Here is a 16,230-nt window from a genome sequence, read left to right as displayed (position 1 = left end):
TTATTTCTCCAGCAGCTTTTCAAGGTAACCGGCCAGGCCTTTGCGCAGCAGCAGGACCATCAGGATGATGGCGCCGCCCATGAACAGCATCCAGTCTTCGCTCATGTGCTCGAAGAAATACTGCAGACCTTCATAAGTAATGGTGCCGAGGATGGCGCCGTAGATGGTGCCCATGCCACCGAGGATGGACATCACCAGGGCGGTACCGGACATTTCCCAGGTCATGAATTGCGGGTTGACGTAGCCGTACTGCAGGGCGAACAACAATCCGGCGTAGGCGGCCAGTGTGCTGCCAATGATGTAACTGATCAGGCGGAAGGCGAAGATGTTGTAGCCAAGGGCTTCGGTGCGCTCAGGATTCAGACGGCTGGCTTCCACAATGCGGCCAAAGCGCGAACGCAGGATGATCTTGATGGCCAGCAAGGTGACCAGCACGGCGAGCAGTGACAGGTAATAGAAGTGCGTAGGGTTATCCAGATTCAGGAAGTTCAGGCCAAAAATGCTGGTTTCCGGCTTCATGAAAATGAACAGGCCGTCGTTGCCCCCGAATTCCAGGGAGTCGAAGAAAAAGTAGTAGGCCATCTGCGAGATGGCCAGGGTGATCATGATGAAATAGATGCCGGAGGTTCGCAGTACGACAACACCGACAACCAGGGCGACCAGAGCGCTGATGCCCATGATATACATTGCGTAGATCCAGAAGTTGACCGCCTCGTACTCCGGCGTAACGATCACAAACAGGTAGCCACCCAGGCCATAGAAGAGTGCGTGCCCCAGGGTGACCAGGCCAACGCGCCCCACCAGGAAATCCAGGGACATCACGAACACCGCCAGGATCAGGATGGTGGTGGCTTTGCCCACGAAGAAGGAGTTGTCCTCAAGGAACAGAGGAATACAAAGGGCGATGACAAAGAAGATCGCCAGGAAGATGCGCTCGGTGCGTTTCTCGAAAATCATGTTCGGCTCCCGCTTACTTGGCGAACAGGCCCTGGGGCTTCACCAGCAGCACCAGGATCATAAAGATGTAAATAATCATGTTGGACATGGTGGGCATGAGTACCGCAGCGAATGTGCTGATCACGCCAACCAGCAGAGCCCCCACGAAGGCGCCTTTGATCGAGCCCATTCCGCCGATGACGACCACCACGAAACAGGTAATCAACACGCTTTCGCCCATCCCCGGAACGATGGAACGCATAGGGGCGGCGATAATGCCCGACACCGCCGCCAGCATGACGCCGATGGCAAACACGATGGTGTAGAGGCTTTTGATATTGACGCCCAGGGCTTCCACCATTTCCCGGTTGGATTCCCCGGCACGGATCAGCATGCCCAGGCGAGTCTTGCTCACCACGAAATAGAGCGCGGCGGCGATAGCGATACAGATGAATGCCGCAAAGATGCGGTACACCGGGTAGCTGGAGTTGTCGGTGAAGGGTACGGAGCCGCTCAGCGCGTCGGGAACCGCGACGCCATAAGGGTCGTTGCCCCAGAGAATGCTTTGCAGCGAGTTGAAAACGAAGATCATGCCAATGGTCAGCAGCACCTGATCCAGGTGATTGCGGTTATACAACCGCTGTATCAATACCCGTTCAATCACTATGCCCAGGCCGAGGGCGATGACTGCCGAGAGAATGGCGGATACCGTAAAACTGCCGGTTACCGCAACGAAGTACCACACCAGATAGGCGCCCACCATATACATGGAGCCATGGGCCAGGTTAAGGATGCCCATCACGCCAAACACCAGGGTCAGGCCGGAGGCGATCAAAAACAGAAGCAACCCATACTGGAGACCATTAATAAGTTGCACGAAGAAAAGTTCGGTAGACATAGTGATACCCAACGGTTTTACGGATAAGTCAGTTCAGGTGTGGGCAAGGGAGCTTCAGATAAGCCCCCCGGCTTTCGCCGGGGGATTCAGAACCCGTGCTTAGAGTTTGCAGCCACGGGCAGGGTCTTCCAGCGCTTCGGCGGCGATACTCTGCACCACGTTTACGCCGTCCTTCACTTCCCGCAGATAGACGTTCTGGATCGGGTTGTGGGCCTTGGAGAAGGTGAATTCTCCACGCGGGCTATCGATGGTCAGCTTTTCCATGGTGCTGATGACGGCCTGCTTGTCCGAAATGTCACCCTTGAGCTGGTCGATGGTGTTGGCGATGGCCTGACCCGCGTCATAGCCCTGTACGGCATAGATGTCCGGGTAGTGGCCGTATTCGGTATTGAAGGCTTCGCGGAACTCCCGGTTCTTGGGAACATCCAGTTGCTCTGCGTAATGCAGGCCGGTCATCACGCCTTCAGCTGCTTCGCCTTGGGCTTTGAGAGTGCCCTCGGTCAGAAAACCAGAGCCCAGCAGGGGGATTTTTCCGCGCAGGCCCATGGCATCGTAGTCCTTCACGAACTTGATGGCACCGCCGCCAGCGAAGAAGGTGAATACAGCATCGGGATTTGTATCCGCGATGGAGCTCACATGGGACTGGAAGTTGGTAGATGGGAAGGGCAGGAGCACTTTCTCGACAATCTCGCCACCACCGGCAGTGAAAGACTCTTCAAAAGCGTCCAGGCTCTCGCGGCCCATGCCGTAGTTCCAGCTGATGGCATAAACCTTCTTGTAACCCTTTTCCAGAGCAACTTTGCCCATGGGATAGGACGGCTGCCAGGATGAGAAGGACGTCCGGAACATGTTGGGCGAGCACAATGGGCCTGTAGCTGCTGCCGCACCTGCGTTCGGAATGATCATCACGGTATCCTTGCCACGAAGCATCTTGATCATGCCCATGGCAACACCGGAATGAACCGGGCCAATTATAAAGTCCGCTTCGTGTTGGTTCAGCAGAGACGACGCCAGTTCCGGAGCCCGTGATGGTTTGGCTTCGGTATCCAGTTCAATAAACTCAATGTCCGCGCCGTGGAGGTTGGCGGCGTTTTCCTTCAGCGCCAGCTTCAGGCCGTCGCGCCCGGCTTCACCCAGTTGTGCGTAGATGCCACTGAACGGCAGCATGACGCCAATTTTTACCGGGTCGCCAGCAGCTGCATGGGCTCCAAGGCTCATGCCTGCGGTCAGAGTCGTTGCCAGTACAGCGCTGGCAAGGGATTTGGTCTTGTTCATTTCAACACCTCGAAATTTTTGTTTTGCGGTTCTGTCATTAGAGGCGTCACGGCGCTGCAGAAATATCCGTTTTCTGCACGGGGGTGTCCGGTGATTGCACAGGTGTTGTTGGAGCTTTATATTTCAGGCAGTTGGCCAACGAAAAAATGAAGACTCGGTGTACAGCGGTGCCTGAAAATCAGTCGTTCGGACTGAGATCGCTATAGAGCTGATGGGTCAACTCACGCTGAACCTGTAGCCGGTCAGTAATACCCTGCACCACTTCCATTCGGGCCACGGCTCCGGCCTGAATATCCTTCATTGCCTGTAAGGCTTCACCAGACTGGCCCAGGCACTGGTTGCATGACTCTCGAATTCTCTCCATGCCATTGCCCGCGTCCACCGACGTGGTTGTCAGGCTGTTGGCGATGGCGCGAATACCTTCGCTGGATTCGTTGGCACGAACCGCAAGATGGCGTACTTCGTCTGCCACCACGGCGAATCCTCTGCCATGCTCCCCCGCTCGGGCGGCTTCAATGGAGGCGTTCAGGGCCAGCAGATTGGTCTGTTTGGCAATATCCTGAATGTTGCCGACGATGGTGCCAATTTCCTCGGACTGTGTACCCAGTTGGGTGAAGACTTCGTCAATGCGTCCCATGAAATCGGCCAGCTCCCGGATGGAGGCTTCGGAGTCGGAAATGCAGCTGGCGCTGTGGGTGACCTTGGCGCCCGATGCCTTGGCGAGTTTTCCGGCTTCGCCCATTTCTTCCAGGATGACCTCGACATTATTGCGCAAATCATCGAGGTGGCTGATGAGCATGGGGTCGGGGACTAACGGTTGCTCTTGCAGGTTGGTTTCCGGCACCGGCTCTGCAACAGGTTCCGGTACGGGCACCGGTACTTCCTCACGGACGGTGATAACCTCTGGCTGCCATTTGACGCACAGGGCGAAAGCCGCAGCGACAAGCCCCAGGGTCAGGGTTGCGGCGACAATCTGGAGAGTGCTTCCTGCCGTGGCAAGCAGCAATACGGTGCCCGCTAACGCCAGGATCAGTGCGCCGTAGATTGGGGTTTTAGAGGTTCCGGAGTGTGTCGGTTCCTGTTCGAACGCGAGGGTGTCGGCCATAGTGGTGTTTCCGCAGGGCAATAGTTCTGATTGTGCTGAAACGCTAAGGCTTTTTCGGGTGCGTCACTATCCGCAAAGTGCAGAGATCTGTCCGTATAGTGAAGTGGGATGTTGGCGAGCGTAAAAGCCAGGCCGGGAGACACGCGGGCCTGGCTTGCTCGTCGATCAGGTCAGGTTGTTCACCAGGATCTGCGTCAACTTGTCCGGGCACTCAAGGGAAGGCACGTGGCCAACCTGCTCCAGAATGACTGGCTCAGTTGCACCACTCACGTCGGCCAGCGCCCTCAGCGTGTCTGGCGGTGTGGCCACATCGTCAGACCCGCCCACCAATCGGAGCGGCACGCGTTGCTCGCTGAGCATTTCGCGGAAGTCGACCCGCCCCAGCATTTCACAAAGCAGGGCATAACTACGGTTATCGCCGCGCCCCATGATCACGCGCCAGCCTTCCACCAGCGCTGGTTGCTGTTCGCAGGCGGCGGCGCCGAACCATCGCGGCACAATATCCACCGCCATGGTGCTCAGGCCCAGCCCCAGAACGCTGGCAGAACGGGTGTTCCAGGCATCGGGGGTGCCGATGACGGCTCCGGTGTTGGTGAGTGTGGCGGACAGCAATCGGTCTGCATGTTTGCTGACGAGCTGTTGGCCAATCACGCCCCCGATGGACGTGCCAGCGAAGTGGAAACGCTGCGCCTCGGCGGCAGTGGCGAGTGTGAGGGCCTCCTCTGCCAGATCTTCAGGGGTGATCTGGTCACTGGCCTCTGGCCAGGCCGCGCTGGCGCCATGTCCTGGCAAGTCCCAGGTGAGTACCCGGAAGCTGTTCAGCAGTGCGGGGAGCATGTCGTCCCATACGGCCTGCGTCATGCCCAGAGGGTGTGCCAGCATCAGCAGCGGTTTCGCGCTGTCACCGAGCAGGCGGTAACAGACAGTGCGGCCGTTGTGTTTCAGAAAAGCCATGGTAGCTCCTTGCCTCAGACGCGTTCGATAAGTGTTGCAATACCCTGGCCGACGCCCACGCACATGGTGCAAAGCGCGTATCGGCCGCCGGAATGTTGCAGCTGGTGGGCTGCCGTTTGCAGCAGTCTTGCGCCAGACATACCCAGTGGATGCCCAAGGGCGATGGCGCCGCCGTTCGGGTTGACCCGGGGGTCGTCGTCGGCAACGCCCAGCTCCCTTAGTACGGCCAGCCCTTGCGCGGCAAAGGCTTCGTTCAGTTCGATCACGTCGATGTCGTCAATGCCGATGCCTTGCTTCTCCAGCAGTTTTCGAACCGCGGGGACCGGGCCAATGCCCATGACACGCGGCTCTACACCTGCCGTGGCCATGCCCAGAATCCGGGCCATAGGTTTCAGTCCGTGGGCTTTCACTGCATTCTCACTGGCGACCAGCATCGCCGCTGCACCGTCGTTCACGCCGGAGGCATTGCCAGCGGTTACGCTGCCGCCGTCGCGAAACGGTGTTGGCAGGGACGCAAGCTTCTCCAGAGTGCTTGCACGGGGATGTTCGTCGGTATCGAACACCAGCGGGTCCTGTTTTCGGCGCGGAATGGATACCGGCACGATTTCTTCTGCGAAGCGGCCTTCCTTCTGGGCCCGGGCGGTTTTTTCCTGGGAGCGGAAGGCAAACAGATCCTGATCTTCCCGCGACACCTGGTACTGCTCGGCAACGTTTTCCGCGGTTTCCGGCATGGAATCGATGCCGTATTGCTTCTTCATCAGCGGGTTAACGAAGCGCCAGCCGATGGTGGTGTCTTCGATCTTCTGACCCCGTGAAAACGCCGAGTCGGCCTTGCCCATCACATAGGGCGCGCGGGACATGGATTCCACGCCGCCGGCCAGTACCAGCTCCATTTCACCGGCGCGTATGGCGCGAAAGGCCGTGCCCACTGCATCCATGCCCGAGCCGCACAAGCGGTTGATTGTGGTGCCCGGCACGGAAGTGGGAAGGCCCGCCAAAAGGGAGGACATCCGGGCTATATTGCGGTTGTCTTCACCGGCCTGGTTGGCCGACCCCATCATCACCTCGTCGATGGCGGCGGGGTCGAGTTCCGGGGCTTGTTCCAGTACAGCCTTGAAGATATGCGCCGCGAGGTCATCGGGCCGAACGCTGGCCAGGGTGCCGCCGAAACGACCAATGGCTGAACGGCGGGGGTGGCAGAGATAAACGTCGGTCATGATAGTCCTCACTGTTGGCCTGAATGATGAGCGTTGGTACGTGCTTTGAGGTCACGTAGGATGTCCAGCTCTTTAGCACTGGGCTCCTGCGTGGTGTCCAAATGATCGGCAAACCGGATCTCCCAGCCAGTAGCGTCGATCACGTCTTCCCGGGTTACGTTCGGGTGCAGGGACGTGACCACCAGTTCTTTGGTATCCGGGTCCGGCTTGAGAATGCACAGATCGGTAATCACCACCGTGGGGCCGCGACCTATATTAGGGACATTATCCCGTGCTTTGCCGTCACGGCCAAAACCGACGGTGGTCACGAAGTCGACGTCTTTCACGAAAGTGCGCTTGGAGTGCTTCACGGTAATGAACACTTCCTTCGCATTGGTGGCGATTTCAGGGGCACCGCCACCGCCTGGCAGCCGCACTTTCGGTTCGCGGTAGTCTCCAATCAGGGTGGTGTTGAGGTTGGCGTAACGATCGATCTGGGCGGTGCCCAGAAAGCCCACGCTGATATGCCCACCCTGGAGCCAGTAGCGGAACATTTCTGGAACGCCAACCGTGGTCAACGCCGATTCGCACAGCTCGCCATCACCGATGGACAATGGTAAGACGTCCGGTTTGGTCTGCAGGGTGCCGGATTCGTAAATCAGAGTGACGTCCGGCGCGTGGGTCAGGCGCGCCAGGTTGGCGGCTTCACTGGGCAGGCCGATACCGACGAAACAGGTCATGTCGCTGGTCAGTGCGCGAGCGGCAGTGACGCTCATCATTTCCGAAGCGGTAAATTCAAGGCTCATCACGCAGCTCCTTTTTCAAATACGTTGTCTTTCAGCCAGTTCTGGAAGGTGTCCCGGTCCCGGGCGATGCCGTCCCACTCTTTGTAGAAAGCGTTGTCGCGGTCGTAATAACCCAGCGCGTAGGAAGGGCTGGCGCCTTTTGGCGCTTCGGCAATGGCGGTAACCGCCCAGGAGGGCAGCACGCAGGCGTTCACGGAAGCGCCCAGATCGTCCACCACCTCTTCAACGGTGACGATGCTGCGCTTGGCGGCGAGAACCACTTCCTTCTGGATACCTATGATGCCTTCTATCAGCACGTTGCCTTTGCGGTCGGCCCGCTGGGCATGAATCACGGCGACGTCCGGGCGGACGGAGGGCACGGCGGCCAGGCGCTCTCCGGTGAACGGGCACTCGATGAATTTGATCTGGTCGTTCACCTTTGGCAGGTCGCTGCCCACGTAACCCCGCAGCACTGCCAGTGGCAGGCCAGCAGCGCCGGCTTCATAAGCGCAGGCCATAGCGGCGTGGCTGTGTTCCAGAATTTCCAGCTTGTTCGGCCAGCCTTTCTCAACCGCGTCGCGCAGTCGGTGCAGCGAGCCGACGCCTGGGTTTCCGCCCCAGGAGAAGATCAGCTTCTTGGCGCAACCCGCACCGATCATCTGGTCGTACACCAGATCCGGTGTCATGCGGATGAGCGTCAGGTCGCGCTTCTCCTGGCGGATAATTTCGTGGCCCGCAGCGAAAGGGATCAGGTGCGTGAAACCTTCCATACAGACCGTATCGCCATTGCTGATATAGCGGCTCACGGCGTCCTTGAGAGAGAGAAATTCAGCCATCACAGAATCTCCAGTGCAGTGTTTGTTGAAAGTTCGATATACGAACATAAGTTTAATATGCGAACATAATGGCTCGAAGGTTTTGTTGCCGTCAAGTACAAATTTTCACCAGCTGCCAAAAATGCACGGATGTTCGGATACCGAACGAGCTGCTACCATTTGCGAAGGCTTTGTTCAGGCGAGTAAGGAGCAGGAATGGACGATCAGGTTCTCAGGCCCGGAGACCGGGACTATGTAGGCGCGCTGGCGTCAGGGCTGGAAGTGTTGCAGGCGTTCGACGCTGAGCATCCACGGATGACCCTGAGCGAGGTGGCGACCCGGACGGATATGGACCGGGCCAAGGCGCGTCGTTTCCTGCTTACTCTGCACGCCCTGGGGTTCGTGAAACGCAACGGCCGTCAGTTCGAGTTGACACCTCGCGTCTTGCAACTGGGCTATGCCTATCAATCGTCGAACCAGTACCGTGCGGTTATCCAGCAATACCTGGAGGACGTTACGGCAGAGTTGGGCGAATCGTCCTCACTGGCGGTGCTGGACGGGGATGATGTGGTGTACGTGGTGCGTTCATCAGCAAGGCACCGGCTGATGGCCATTACCCTTTCCGTGGGTACGCGCCTTCCGGCGGCCTATACTTCTATGGGTCGGGTGCTGCTGGCGCAGTTGCCGGAAGCGGAGTTGGAGGCGTTTCTTGCCCGTGTGAAGCTTGAGCCCTTTACCGCTTCTTCCATTACCGATGCCAATGCCCTGGAGAAAGACATCACGAAAGTTCGGAAGCAGGGCTATTCGATTGTGGATCAGGAGCTTGATTCAGGCCTTCGTTCCGCAGCGGTGCCGGTGTTTGCCGGCAATGGTGAACTGCTCGGGGCGATCAATATCAGTACCAATGCGGCGCGAGTGGGTATGGACACTTTGGTGGGGGTGTATCTGCCAAGGTTGCAGCAGGCGGCCGAGGCGGTGCGGCGAACGACCCGCTGAAATTACGGATATCGGCCCGTCAGCCGGTTTTCCACCAGCTCATCCAGAATGGTGTTCGCCAACCGCATGACCGCATTGGGGTTTTCTCCCCGTCGCCGTGACGCAATCACCGGCACGCTGATGTTGTCGTCTTCCAGTGGCATGTAGTCCACTCCCTCACGGTTCAGCCGCCTGACCTGCTCAGGCACCAGGGTGAACCCCATGTCCGAGGCAACCAGCGACAGGGCGGTTTGCAGGTCATTGACCTGCTGCATGACGTTTATACGCAGGCCCCGGCGGTGGAAAAGGCCCTGGGTCAGATCGGCGAAGTTCGGGCCCGGGCCGGACGGGAAGGTGATCATCGGCCATTCCGACAGTTCCTTCATGGACGGCGGATGCCGGGTCAGGGGGTTGCCGGCGGGAATGGCTGCGATGATGGGCTCGTCGAACAGCAGTTCCTGATCGACATCCGGGTCCTCGATGCGCACCCGGCCAAAACCGATATCAATCTTCCCCGCTTTCAGGGCGTCCACCTGCTCCCGTGTTTTCAGTTCGTGCAGGATGATTTCCAGATTCTTGTTGCGCCGTAGGCGTCTGACCATCAGTGGCAGTTGCCCGTAGAACACAGAGGGTACGAAGCCGATGGAGAAAACGGTTTTGCGGTGTTGGGCGATCCGGCGGGTGTCGCTGACGGTTGCGGCTATCTTGTCGAGAATCTGCCGCGCCTGTTCAAGAAAGTATTCACCGCCAGTCGTCAACACCAGCCCCCGGGGCTTCCGGATGAACAGCGCAACCCCCACTTCTTCTTCCAGCTGTTTGATGGCTCGGGTCAGAGGGGGCTGGGCGATAAACAGCTTTTCTGCCGCACGGGTGAGGTTCAGTTCCTCTGCCACCGCCACGAAGTAGCGCAAGTGTCTCAGCTCCATCCATACCTCCAGGGTATTGCTTCGTACTTAATCAATATTGGTTCCCATACGTGAAACTTCGTACTGTCCGAATTACAGGCATTTTAACTTGCGATTCGGAGAGCACATGTCCGCAACCATTCAGTCCATTGAAGCCATCCTGGTCGATATCCCGACCATCCGGCCGCACAAACTATCCATGACAACCATGGGGGTTCAGACCATGGTGATCGTGCGGATGAAGGATTCCGATGGCCTGGAAGGTTTGGGTGAAGCCACCACGATTGGTGGTCTGGCCTACGGTCCGGAAAGCCCCGAAAGCGTGAAACTTACCATCGACACCTATTTCAAGCCACTGCTGATCGATCAGCCAGCGGATGCCATCAATACTCTTAGGGTAAGGCTAAACCGTGCGACCCGTGGAAACAACCTGGCCAAGTCTGCCATTGAAACTGCGCTGCTGGATCTGCAAGGCAAACGCCTGAATCGTCCGGTTTCCGATCTGCTCGGCGGTGCCCTGCATCAGCACATTCCGGTGCTCTGGACATTGGCCAGCGGCGATACCGCCAAGGATATCGACGAGGCACACAGTCTGATCGCGCAACAACGCCACTGCGATTTCAAGCTGAAGATTGGTTCTCGCGCGGTGATGGAAGATGTGCGCCATGTGGCGGCAATCAAGGAAGCAGTGGGTGAACAGGCCAGTGTGCGTGTTGATGTCAATCAGGCCTGGGATGAAGCCACCGCAGCCAAGGGGATGGCTGAGTTGCAGGCTGCGGGCATTGACCTGGTGGAACAGCCTACCCCGATGAAGGACTTCGGCGCCCTTATACGGCTGTCCGAAAAATTCCATATCCCGATTCTGGCCGATGAATCCGTAGCCGATGCCAAGGATCTGTTTGCCCTGGCGGCCGGAGGATTCGCCGGTGCGGTGGCCATGAAGATTGCCAAGGCTGGCGGTCCGATTCGGGCGTTGGAACAGGCGACGGTTGCCCAGTCCGCAGGACTCGGACTGTACGGCGGCACCCTGCTGGAAGGCACCATCGGTACCGCCGCGTCCCTGCACGCCTGGTCCACGCTGGAAACCCTCCATTGGGGAACAGAAATGTTCGGCCCGCTACTGATGAAAGACGACATTGTAGTGCGCCCGCTGAACTTCCACGCCAACGGCGTGGACCTGCCGCAGGGCCCGGGCCTGGGTGTCGAAATTGATGAAGACAAGCTGGCCGTCTATCGCAGAGGCGCATAGGGCGCCGTCAGTAAGTACGCCGCAAGACTGGATAACGGAGGAAAGCACATGCTGTTCAAAGTTGAGATGAAGGTGAACATCCCCCACGACATGCCCGCCGATGTGGTGGCGGACATCAAGGCAAGGGAAAAGGCTTATGCCCAGGACCTGCAGGAAAAGGGCAAATGGCGCCACCTGTGGCGTGTGGCGGGCAGCTACGCCAACGTCAGTATCTTCGATGTGGAGGACAACGCCGAGTTGCAGGATCTGGTCGGCAACCTTCCGCTGTTCCCGTACATGGATATCACCGTTGCGCCCCTGTGCCGTCACCCGTCGTCCATTCACGAGGATGACCGCTAACGGAAGTAATCAGCCAATACCGGCGCCCAATGTTTTCAGGCGCCACACAGAACTTGTTGCCAATTGATTGGGATGTCTGGAGCAACAACAACAAAAGACCGAGGAGACCAACAATGACCGTTAAGACCATGCAATCCGCTGATGTGAAGGAACTGCTGGAGAAAGTCGCCGGCTTCGACAAGGACGGTGGCAATGAGCGCATGAAGAAGATCGTTCATCGCGTCATGCACGATATTTTTCAGATCGTGGAAGATTTTGATGTCACGCCTGAAGAGTTCTGGAGCGCCGTCTATTACGTGGGCGAACTGGGCGCGAATGGTGAGGCAGCTCTGCTGGCGCCGGGCCTGGGTATGGACCGCTACCTGGACATTCGTCAGGACGCCGAGGACGAGCAGGCCGGCCTGACCGGTGGTACGCCGCGCACCATCGAAGGCCCGCTATACGTGGCCGGCGCCCCCATGAGCGACGGCTTTGACCGCATGGACGACGGCTCCGACACCGACGCCGAAGCCATCCTGATCAAGGGCCGGATCACCGACGAAAACGGTGAGCCGCTGGCGAACGCGGTCGTGGATATCTGGCACGCGGATACCAAGGGTGCCTACTCCTATTTCGATCAGTCGCAGAGCGAGTACAACCTGCGCCGTCGTATCAAAACCGATGCTGAAGGCCGGTACGCCGCCCAGAGCATCATGCCGTCCGGCTACGGCTGCCCGCCGGAAGGCTCTACTCAGCAGTTGCTGAATCACCTGGGCCGTCATGGTCAACGCCCCGCACACATTCATTACTTTGTGTCCAAGCCGGGTTACAAGCATCTGACCACGCAGATCAATATTGCCGGTGACGAGTACACCTACGACGATTTTGCGTTTGCCACCCGCGAAGAACTGGTGGTTGCCGCCAATCGTGTTGAGCAGTCGGAAACAGGCGCACAGCATGGCTTGAACGGACCGATTACCGAGGTTGAGTTCAACGTCACTCTGGTTGCGACAGACAAGCCTGAGCTCCAGGAACGCCACGCACGCCGTCGCGCCCTGGAAACCGACGTTGCCTAAGCGCCACCCAAGAACAAGACGGAGTGAACGACATGACCAGCAAACTCGACAAGCTTGCAGACAAGGTACGCGACGCGGTGATAGCGGATCCGGAGACCGGCCGTTATCAGTGTGACCGGGGTATCTTCACTGACCAGGAACTGTTCGACCTGGAGATGAAGTACATCTTTGAAGGCAACTGGGTATACCTGGCCCACGAAAGCCAGATCCCGGAGCCGGGCGATTACTTTACGGTGACTGTGGGTCGTCAGCCGGTAGTGATTACCCGCACCAAGGATGGCGAACTCAAAGCGATACTGAATACCTGCTCGCACCGTGGCGCCACCCTGTGCCGCAAGAAGCGTGGCAACAAAACCTCCTTTACCTGCCCGTTCCACGGCTGGACGTTCCGGAACGACGGCCAGTTGCTGAAGGCGAAAGACCAGAAGAAGGGCGGTTACCCGGAGCAGTTCAATACTGACGGCTCCCACGACCTGAAGCAGATGCCGAAGTTCGGTAATTACCGTGGCTTCCTGTTTGGCAGCCTCAATGCCGATGTGCTTCCGCTTGAGGAACACCTGGGTGAAACCACCAAGATCATCGACAACATTGTGGATCAGTCGGAAGACGGCCTGGAGATCCTGCGGGGCAGCTCGACCTACACCTATGAAGGTAACTGGAAGCTGACCGCCGAAAACGGTGCGGACGGCTACCACGTGGGCACCGTGCACTGGAACTACCTCTCCACCATGGGCCAGCGTAATTACGACAAGGGTGGCACCGAAGCGGTGGATGCCAAGAGCTGGTCCGCTGAGGGTGGTTTCTACTCGTTCGAGAACGGCCACATGATGTTGTGGACCCGCTTGCTGAACCCGGAAGTACGCCCGATCTTCAGCCAGTTAGAACGCCTGGAGAAGACCTACGGCGAGGCCCGTGCCGATTCCATCGTTCGTACCACCAAGAATCTGTGCCTGTATCCGAACGTCTACCTGATGGACCAGTTCTCGACACAGATCCGTGTGACCCGGCCTATCGACGTCAACAAGACGGAAGTCACCATTTACGCTTTTGGCCCGAAGAATGAGCCGGCTGAGCTGCGCGCCAAGCGCATCCGTCAGTACGAGGACTTCTTTAACGTGACCGGAATGGGCACTCCGGACGATCTGGAGGAATTCCGTGCCTGCCAGAACGGTTACGAAGCCCAGGACATGCGTTGGAACGATATGAGCCGCGGTGCCGCTCACTGGATCGACGGCCCGGATGAGCACGCTAACCAGATTGACATGAAGCCGACGATGAGCGGTGCCCGCCCGGACGACGAAGGCCTGTATGTGAACCACCACAAACATTGGCAGGTTGAGATGACTCGCGCCATTGAGGCCGAGCGTGCCCGTTTCATTCCCCTGGCTTCGAGTTCAACTGATTCAGAGGAGGCGTCCGCATGAGCCTGAGCTATCACGATATCGAGCAATTTATCATCCGTGAGGCCCGTTTTCTGGACGACCGGGAGTGGGACAAGTGGTTGGAGTGCTACCACGAGGACGTCACCTACTGGATGCCGGCCTGGGACGATGACGATGAGCTGACAGAAGATCCGCAAAGCGAGATCTCGCTCATCTACTACCCCAACAAGGACGGCCTGGAAGACCGGATCTACCGGATCAAAACCGAGCGTTCCGGCGCCAGTTCCATGCCGGAGCCACGCACGACCCATTTCACCAGCAATCTGGAGATTCTGTCCCAGAACGACAGTGAGGTGAAGCTGCGGTTTAACTGGCTGACCAAGTCCTATCGCTACAAGAAAACCGCGGAATTCTTTGGAACGTCCTTCTACACACTGGATGTCACCGGCGACCAGCCGCTGATCCGGGAGAAGAGGATGGTCCTGAACAACGATTGCATCAATCAGGTGCTGGACGTTTATCACCTGTAATTGATGGGGAGAGCATCATCATGAGTTATAACATCGCGCTTAACTTTGAAGACGGCGTTACCCGTTTTGTGTCCTGCAACGAAGGCGAGACGGTTCTGGACGCCGCCTACCGTTCGCAGATCAATCTGCCCATGGACTGCTCCGATGGCGTCTGCGGCACCTGCAAGGGTGCCTGCCGTCAGGGCGAGTTCGACATGGGTGATGAATACATTGACGAAGCGCTGTCTGACGAGGAAGCCGAGCAGGGCATGGTGCTGACCTGCCAGATGGTGCCCTCCAGTGATTGTGTGGTGGAAGTGCCAGTTGCTTCCACCATGTGCAAGACCGGCAATGCGGAAGTGGCTGGGACGGTGGCCGAGGTGAACCTGATCTCGCCCACCTCGATCGAGCTGAAGATCACGGCCGATGAAGACATTGCCTTTCTGCCGGGACAGTACGTAAACATTCAGGTTCCGGGTTCCGAAGAGACTCGAGCCTACTCCTTCAGCTCGCCACCTGGCAGCCGCGATCTCAGTTTCCTGATTCGCAACGTGCCGGGTGGGCTGATGAGTTCGTGGTTAGTGGGCGAGGCCCGCACCGGTGACAAGGTGAACCTGACCGGCCCCATGGGCAGCTTCTACCTGCGTCCCGTTGAACGGTCGATACTGATGCTGGCAGGTGGCACCGGCCTGGCGCCAATGCTGGCAAAGCTGGAGTATCTGAAAGCCAATGGCTGTGATCAGCCAACTCACCTGGTGTATGGCGTCAGCAATGACGATGACCTGGTGTGCCTGGATATTCTGGACCGTTTCGCCGCGGAGCTGGATAACTTCAGCTACGTGACGGTTGTTTCCGGCGAAGACAGTGACCATCCGCGAAAGGGGTATGTCACCCAGCATATGGATGAAGCGCCTGTGAATGACGGCGACGTGGATGTCTACCTCTGTGGTCCTCCTCCCATGGTGGACTCCGTGCTCGGGTTCTTCCGTGAGAAGGGCATTGAACCGAATTCCTTCCACTACGAGAAGTTCACACCCAGTGCACCGTCGGCCAGGGAGAAGGTCGCATGAAAGACCGCTTCACCGACAAGGTCATGGTGATTACCGGCGCCGCCCAGGGGATTGGCAAGCGCGTGGCCGAACTGGCAGCCGCCGAGGGCGCCAGGCTGCTTCTGGTTGATGTTGCTGACTATGTTCAGGGCGTAGCCGCCGAATTGCGTGACCAGGGTGCTGATGCCGTTGCTGTCCAGGCCAACCTGGAAACCTGGGACGGTGCGGAAAGCATTATGGCAGAAGCGCAGAAGCAGTACGGTCGCATCGATATCCTGATCAACAATGTCGGCGGTACGATCTGGGCGCAGCCGTTTGAACACTACACCCCGGAGCAGATCGAGAAGGAAATCCAGCGCTCACTGTTTACCACTTTATGGTGCTGCCGGGCCGTTCTGCCTCATATGCTTCAGCAGGAGGGTGGTGTCATCGTGAACGTATCGTCAGTGGCAACGCGGGGGCTGATGCGTGTGCCCTATGGCGCGGCCAAGGGCGGCGTGAATGCGATGACGGTGAACCTGGCCTATGAATACGCGCCTCACAACATTCGGGTAAATGCCGCCGCCCCCGGAGGCACAGAAGCTCCCCCGCGCCTGACTCCGCGCAATGCCAAAGAGCAGAGCGAGCAGGAAAAGGCCTGGTATCAGATGCTGATTGACCAGACCACGGAAAACAGCTTCATGCATCGTTATGGAACCCTGGACGAGCAGGCCGAACCTATCCTGTTCCTGGCATCGGATGCGTCTTCCTACATGACCGGTACCGTGCTGCCTGTGGCAGGTGGTGACCTGGGTTAACCCATT

Annotated in this window: 17 protein-coding genes; 8 read left to right on the top strand and 9 right to left on the bottom strand. The window is 58.2% G+C overall.

Annotated features, from left to right (window positions below; all coding sequences use genetic code 11):
* The 8 genes from MDG893_RS06020 to MDG893_RS05985 all read right to left on the bottom strand — a co-directional run bounded on the left by MDG893_RS06020 (position 1) and on the right by MDG893_RS05985 (position 7,985).
* On the bottom strand, positions 1–957 hold the full coding sequence (locus tag MDG893_RS06020) for a branched-chain amino acid ABC transporter permease (RefSeq protein ID WP_007152848.1): 957 nt from the start codon (positions 955–957) through the stop codon (positions 1–3).
* Between the two features lie 13 nt (positions 958–970).
* Positions 971–1,834, bottom strand: coding sequence for a branched-chain amino acid ABC transporter permease (locus tag MDG893_RS06015; RefSeq protein ID WP_007152847.1), 864 nt, complete (start codon positions 1,832–1,834; stop codon positions 971–973).
* Positions 1,835–1,933: 99 nt separating this feature from the next.
* Positions 1,934–3,109, bottom strand: coding sequence for an ABC transporter substrate-binding protein (locus MDG893_RS06010; protein WP_007152846.1), 1,176 nt, complete (start codon positions 3,107–3,109; stop codon positions 1,934–1,936).
* A 178-nt stretch (positions 3,110–3,287) separates the two neighbouring features.
* Positions 3,288–4,214: a methyl-accepting chemotaxis protein gene (locus MDG893_RS21290; RefSeq protein ID WP_007152845.1), complete on the bottom strand. Its 927-nt coding sequence runs from the start codon at positions 4,212–4,214 to the stop codon at positions 3,288–3,290.
* Positions 4,215–4,379: 165 nt separating this feature from the next.
* Positions 4,380–5,168, bottom strand: coding sequence for an alpha/beta fold hydrolase (locus MDG893_RS06000; protein ID WP_007152844.1), 789 nt, complete (start codon positions 5,166–5,168; stop codon positions 4,380–4,382).
* Between the two features lie 14 nt (positions 5,169–5,182).
* Positions 5,183–6,385, bottom strand: a complete 1,203-nt coding sequence (gene pcaF, locus MDG893_RS05995) for a 3-oxoadipyl-CoA thiolase (protein ID WP_007152843.1) — start codon at positions 6,383–6,385, stop codon at positions 5,183–5,185.
* An 8-nt stretch (positions 6,386–6,393) separates the two neighbouring features.
* Positions 6,394–7,170 carry a CoA-transferase subunit beta gene (locus MDG893_RS05990; protein WP_007152842.1) on the bottom strand — a complete coding sequence of 259 codons (777 nt, stop codon included), beginning with the start codon at positions 7,168–7,170 and terminating at the stop codon, positions 6,394–6,396.
* Positions 7,170–7,985, bottom strand: a complete 816-nt coding sequence (locus tag MDG893_RS05985) for a CoA transferase subunit A (RefSeq protein WP_007152841.1) — start codon at positions 7,983–7,985, stop codon at positions 7,170–7,172. Before MDG893_RS05985 ends, MDG893_RS05990 begins: the two co-directional genes overlap by 1 nt.
* A 195-nt stretch (positions 7,986–8,180) precedes the next feature.
* On the opposite strand from MDG893_RS05985, the gene MDG893_RS05980 reads away from it, so the two are divergent.
* Positions 8,181–8,960 (top strand): IclR family transcriptional regulator domain-containing protein, encoded by a 780-nt coding sequence (locus tag MDG893_RS05980; RefSeq protein WP_007152840.1) that lies wholly within the window; start codon positions 8,181–8,183, stop codon positions 8,958–8,960.
* Positions 8,961–8,962: 2 nt separating this feature from the next.
* Here MDG893_RS05980 and MDG893_RS05975 read toward each other — a convergent pair whose 3' ends face one another.
* Complete coding sequence (locus MDG893_RS05975; protein WP_007152839.1) at positions 8,963–9,865, bottom strand: LysR family transcriptional regulator; 903 nt, start codon at positions 9,863–9,865, stop codon at positions 8,963–8,965.
* A gap of 106 nt (positions 9,866–9,971) precedes the next feature.
* Here MDG893_RS05975 and MDG893_RS05970 point away from each other — a divergent pair, with 106 nt between their 5' ends.
* From MDG893_RS05970 to benD, 7 genes are all read left to right on the top strand, one after another.
* Entirely contained in the window at positions 9,972–11,093 is a 1,122-nt protein-coding gene (locus MDG893_RS05970; protein ID WP_007152838.1) for a muconate/chloromuconate family cycloisomerase, read from the top strand.
* 48 nt (positions 11,094–11,141) lie between these two features.
* Complete coding sequence (gene catC / locus MDG893_RS05965) at positions 11,142–11,432, top strand: muconolactone Delta-isomerase (RefSeq protein ID WP_007152837.1); 291 nt, start codon at positions 11,142–11,144, stop codon at positions 11,430–11,432.
* 113 nt (positions 11,433–11,545) lie between these two features.
* The gene (gene catA / locus MDG893_RS05960; RefSeq protein WP_007152836.1) at positions 11,546–12,487 is read left to right on the top strand and encodes a catechol 1,2-dioxygenase; all 942 of its coding nucleotides are present in this window, start codon (positions 11,546–11,548) and stop codon (positions 12,485–12,487) included.
* 32 nt (positions 12,488–12,519) lie between these two features.
* The gene (locus tag MDG893_RS05955; RefSeq protein WP_007152835.1) at positions 12,520–13,911 is read left to right on the top strand and encodes a Rieske 2Fe-2S domain-containing protein; all 1,392 of its coding nucleotides are present in this window, start codon (positions 12,520–12,522) and stop codon (positions 13,909–13,911) included.
* Complete coding sequence (gene benB / locus MDG893_RS05950; RefSeq protein WP_007152834.1) at positions 13,908–14,399, top strand: benzoate 1,2-dioxygenase small subunit; 492 nt, start codon at positions 13,908–13,910, stop codon at positions 14,397–14,399. The genes MDG893_RS05955 and benB overlap by 4 nt, the downstream gene beginning before the upstream one ends.
* A 20-nt stretch (positions 14,400–14,419) precedes the next feature.
* Positions 14,420–15,448: a benzoate 1,2-dioxygenase electron transfer component BenC gene (benC, locus tag MDG893_RS05945; RefSeq protein WP_007152833.1), complete on the top strand. Its 1,029-nt coding sequence runs from the start codon at positions 14,420–14,422 to the stop codon at positions 15,446–15,448.
* Complete coding sequence (gene benD / locus MDG893_RS05940; protein ID WP_007152832.1) at positions 15,445–16,224, top strand: benzoate diol dehydrogenase BenD; 780 nt, start codon at positions 15,445–15,447, stop codon at positions 16,222–16,224. The genes benC and benD overlap by 4 nt, the downstream gene beginning before the upstream one ends.
* Positions 16,225–16,230 lie beyond the last annotated feature (6 nt).

It is taken from the genome of Marinobacter algicola DG893 (genome assembly GCF_000170835.1).
In the GTDB taxonomy this organism is placed as follows: domain Bacteria; phylum Pseudomonadota; class Gammaproteobacteria; order Pseudomonadales; family Oleiphilaceae; genus Marinobacter; species Marinobacter algicola.
Note: the sequence above shows the minus strand (reverse complement) of the source record. Positions and strands in the feature narration are given on the sequence as shown.

Excerpts from the sequence above, each read along its gene's own strand:
- pcaF (WP_007152843.1), bottom strand. The coding sequence starts at position 6,385 with ATGACCGACGTTTATCTCTGCCACCCCCGCCGTTCAGCCATTGGTCGT.
- MDG893_RS05990 (WP_007152842.1), bottom strand. The coding sequence starts at position 7,170 with ATGAGCCTTGAATTTACCGCTTCGGAAATGATGAGCGTCACTGCCGCT.
- catA (WP_007152836.1), top strand. The coding sequence starts at position 11,546 with ATGACCGTTAAGACCATGCAATCCGCTGATGTGAAGGAACTGCTGGAG.
- MDG893_RS05970 (WP_007152838.1), top strand. The coding sequence starts at position 9,972 with ATGTCCGCAACCATTCAGTCCATTGAAGCCATCCTGGTCGATATCCCG.
- MDG893_RS21290 (WP_007152845.1), bottom strand. The coding sequence starts at position 4,214 with ATGGCCGACACCCTCGCGTTCGAACAGGAACCGACACACTCCGGAACC.
- MDG893_RS05955 (WP_007152835.1), top strand. The coding sequence starts at position 12,520 with ATGACCAGCAAACTCGACAAGCTTGCAGACAAGGTACGCGACGCGGTG.
- MDG893_RS05975 (WP_007152839.1), bottom strand. The coding sequence starts at position 9,865 with ATGGAGCTGAGACACTTGCGCTACTTCGTGGCGGTGGCAGAGGAACTG.
- benD (WP_007152832.1), top strand. The coding sequence starts at position 15,445 with ATGAAAGACCGCTTCACCGACAAGGTCATGGTGATTACCGGCGCCGCC.
- MDG893_RS06000 (WP_007152844.1), bottom strand. The coding sequence starts at position 5,168 with ATGGCTTTTCTGAAACACAACGGCCGCACTGTCTGTTACCGCCTGCTC.
- benB (WP_007152834.1), top strand. The coding sequence starts at position 13,908 with ATGAGCCTGAGCTATCACGATATCGAGCAATTTATCATCCGTGAGGCC.
- MDG893_RS06010 (WP_007152846.1), bottom strand. The coding sequence starts at position 3,109 with ATGAACAAGACCAAATCCCTTGCCAGCGCTGTACTGGCAACGACTCTG.
- MDG893_RS06020 (WP_007152848.1), bottom strand. The coding sequence starts at position 957 with ATGATTTTCGAGAAACGCACCGAGCGCATCTTCCTGGCGATCTTCTTT.
- MDG893_RS05985 (WP_007152841.1), bottom strand. The coding sequence starts at position 7,985 with ATGGCTGAATTTCTCTCTCTCAAGGACGCCGTGAGCCGCTATATCAGC.
- benC (WP_007152833.1), top strand. The coding sequence starts at position 14,420 with ATGAGTTATAACATCGCGCTTAACTTTGAAGACGGCGTTACCCGTTTT.
- MDG893_RS05980 (WP_007152840.1), top strand. The coding sequence starts at position 8,181 with ATGGACGATCAGGTTCTCAGGCCCGGAGACCGGGACTATGTAGGCGCG.
- MDG893_RS06015 (WP_007152847.1), bottom strand. The coding sequence starts at position 1,834 with ATGTCTACCGAACTTTTCTTCGTGCAACTTATTAATGGTCTCCAGTAT.
- catC (WP_007152837.1), top strand. The coding sequence starts at position 11,142 with ATGCTGTTCAAAGTTGAGATGAAGGTGAACATCCCCCACGACATGCCC.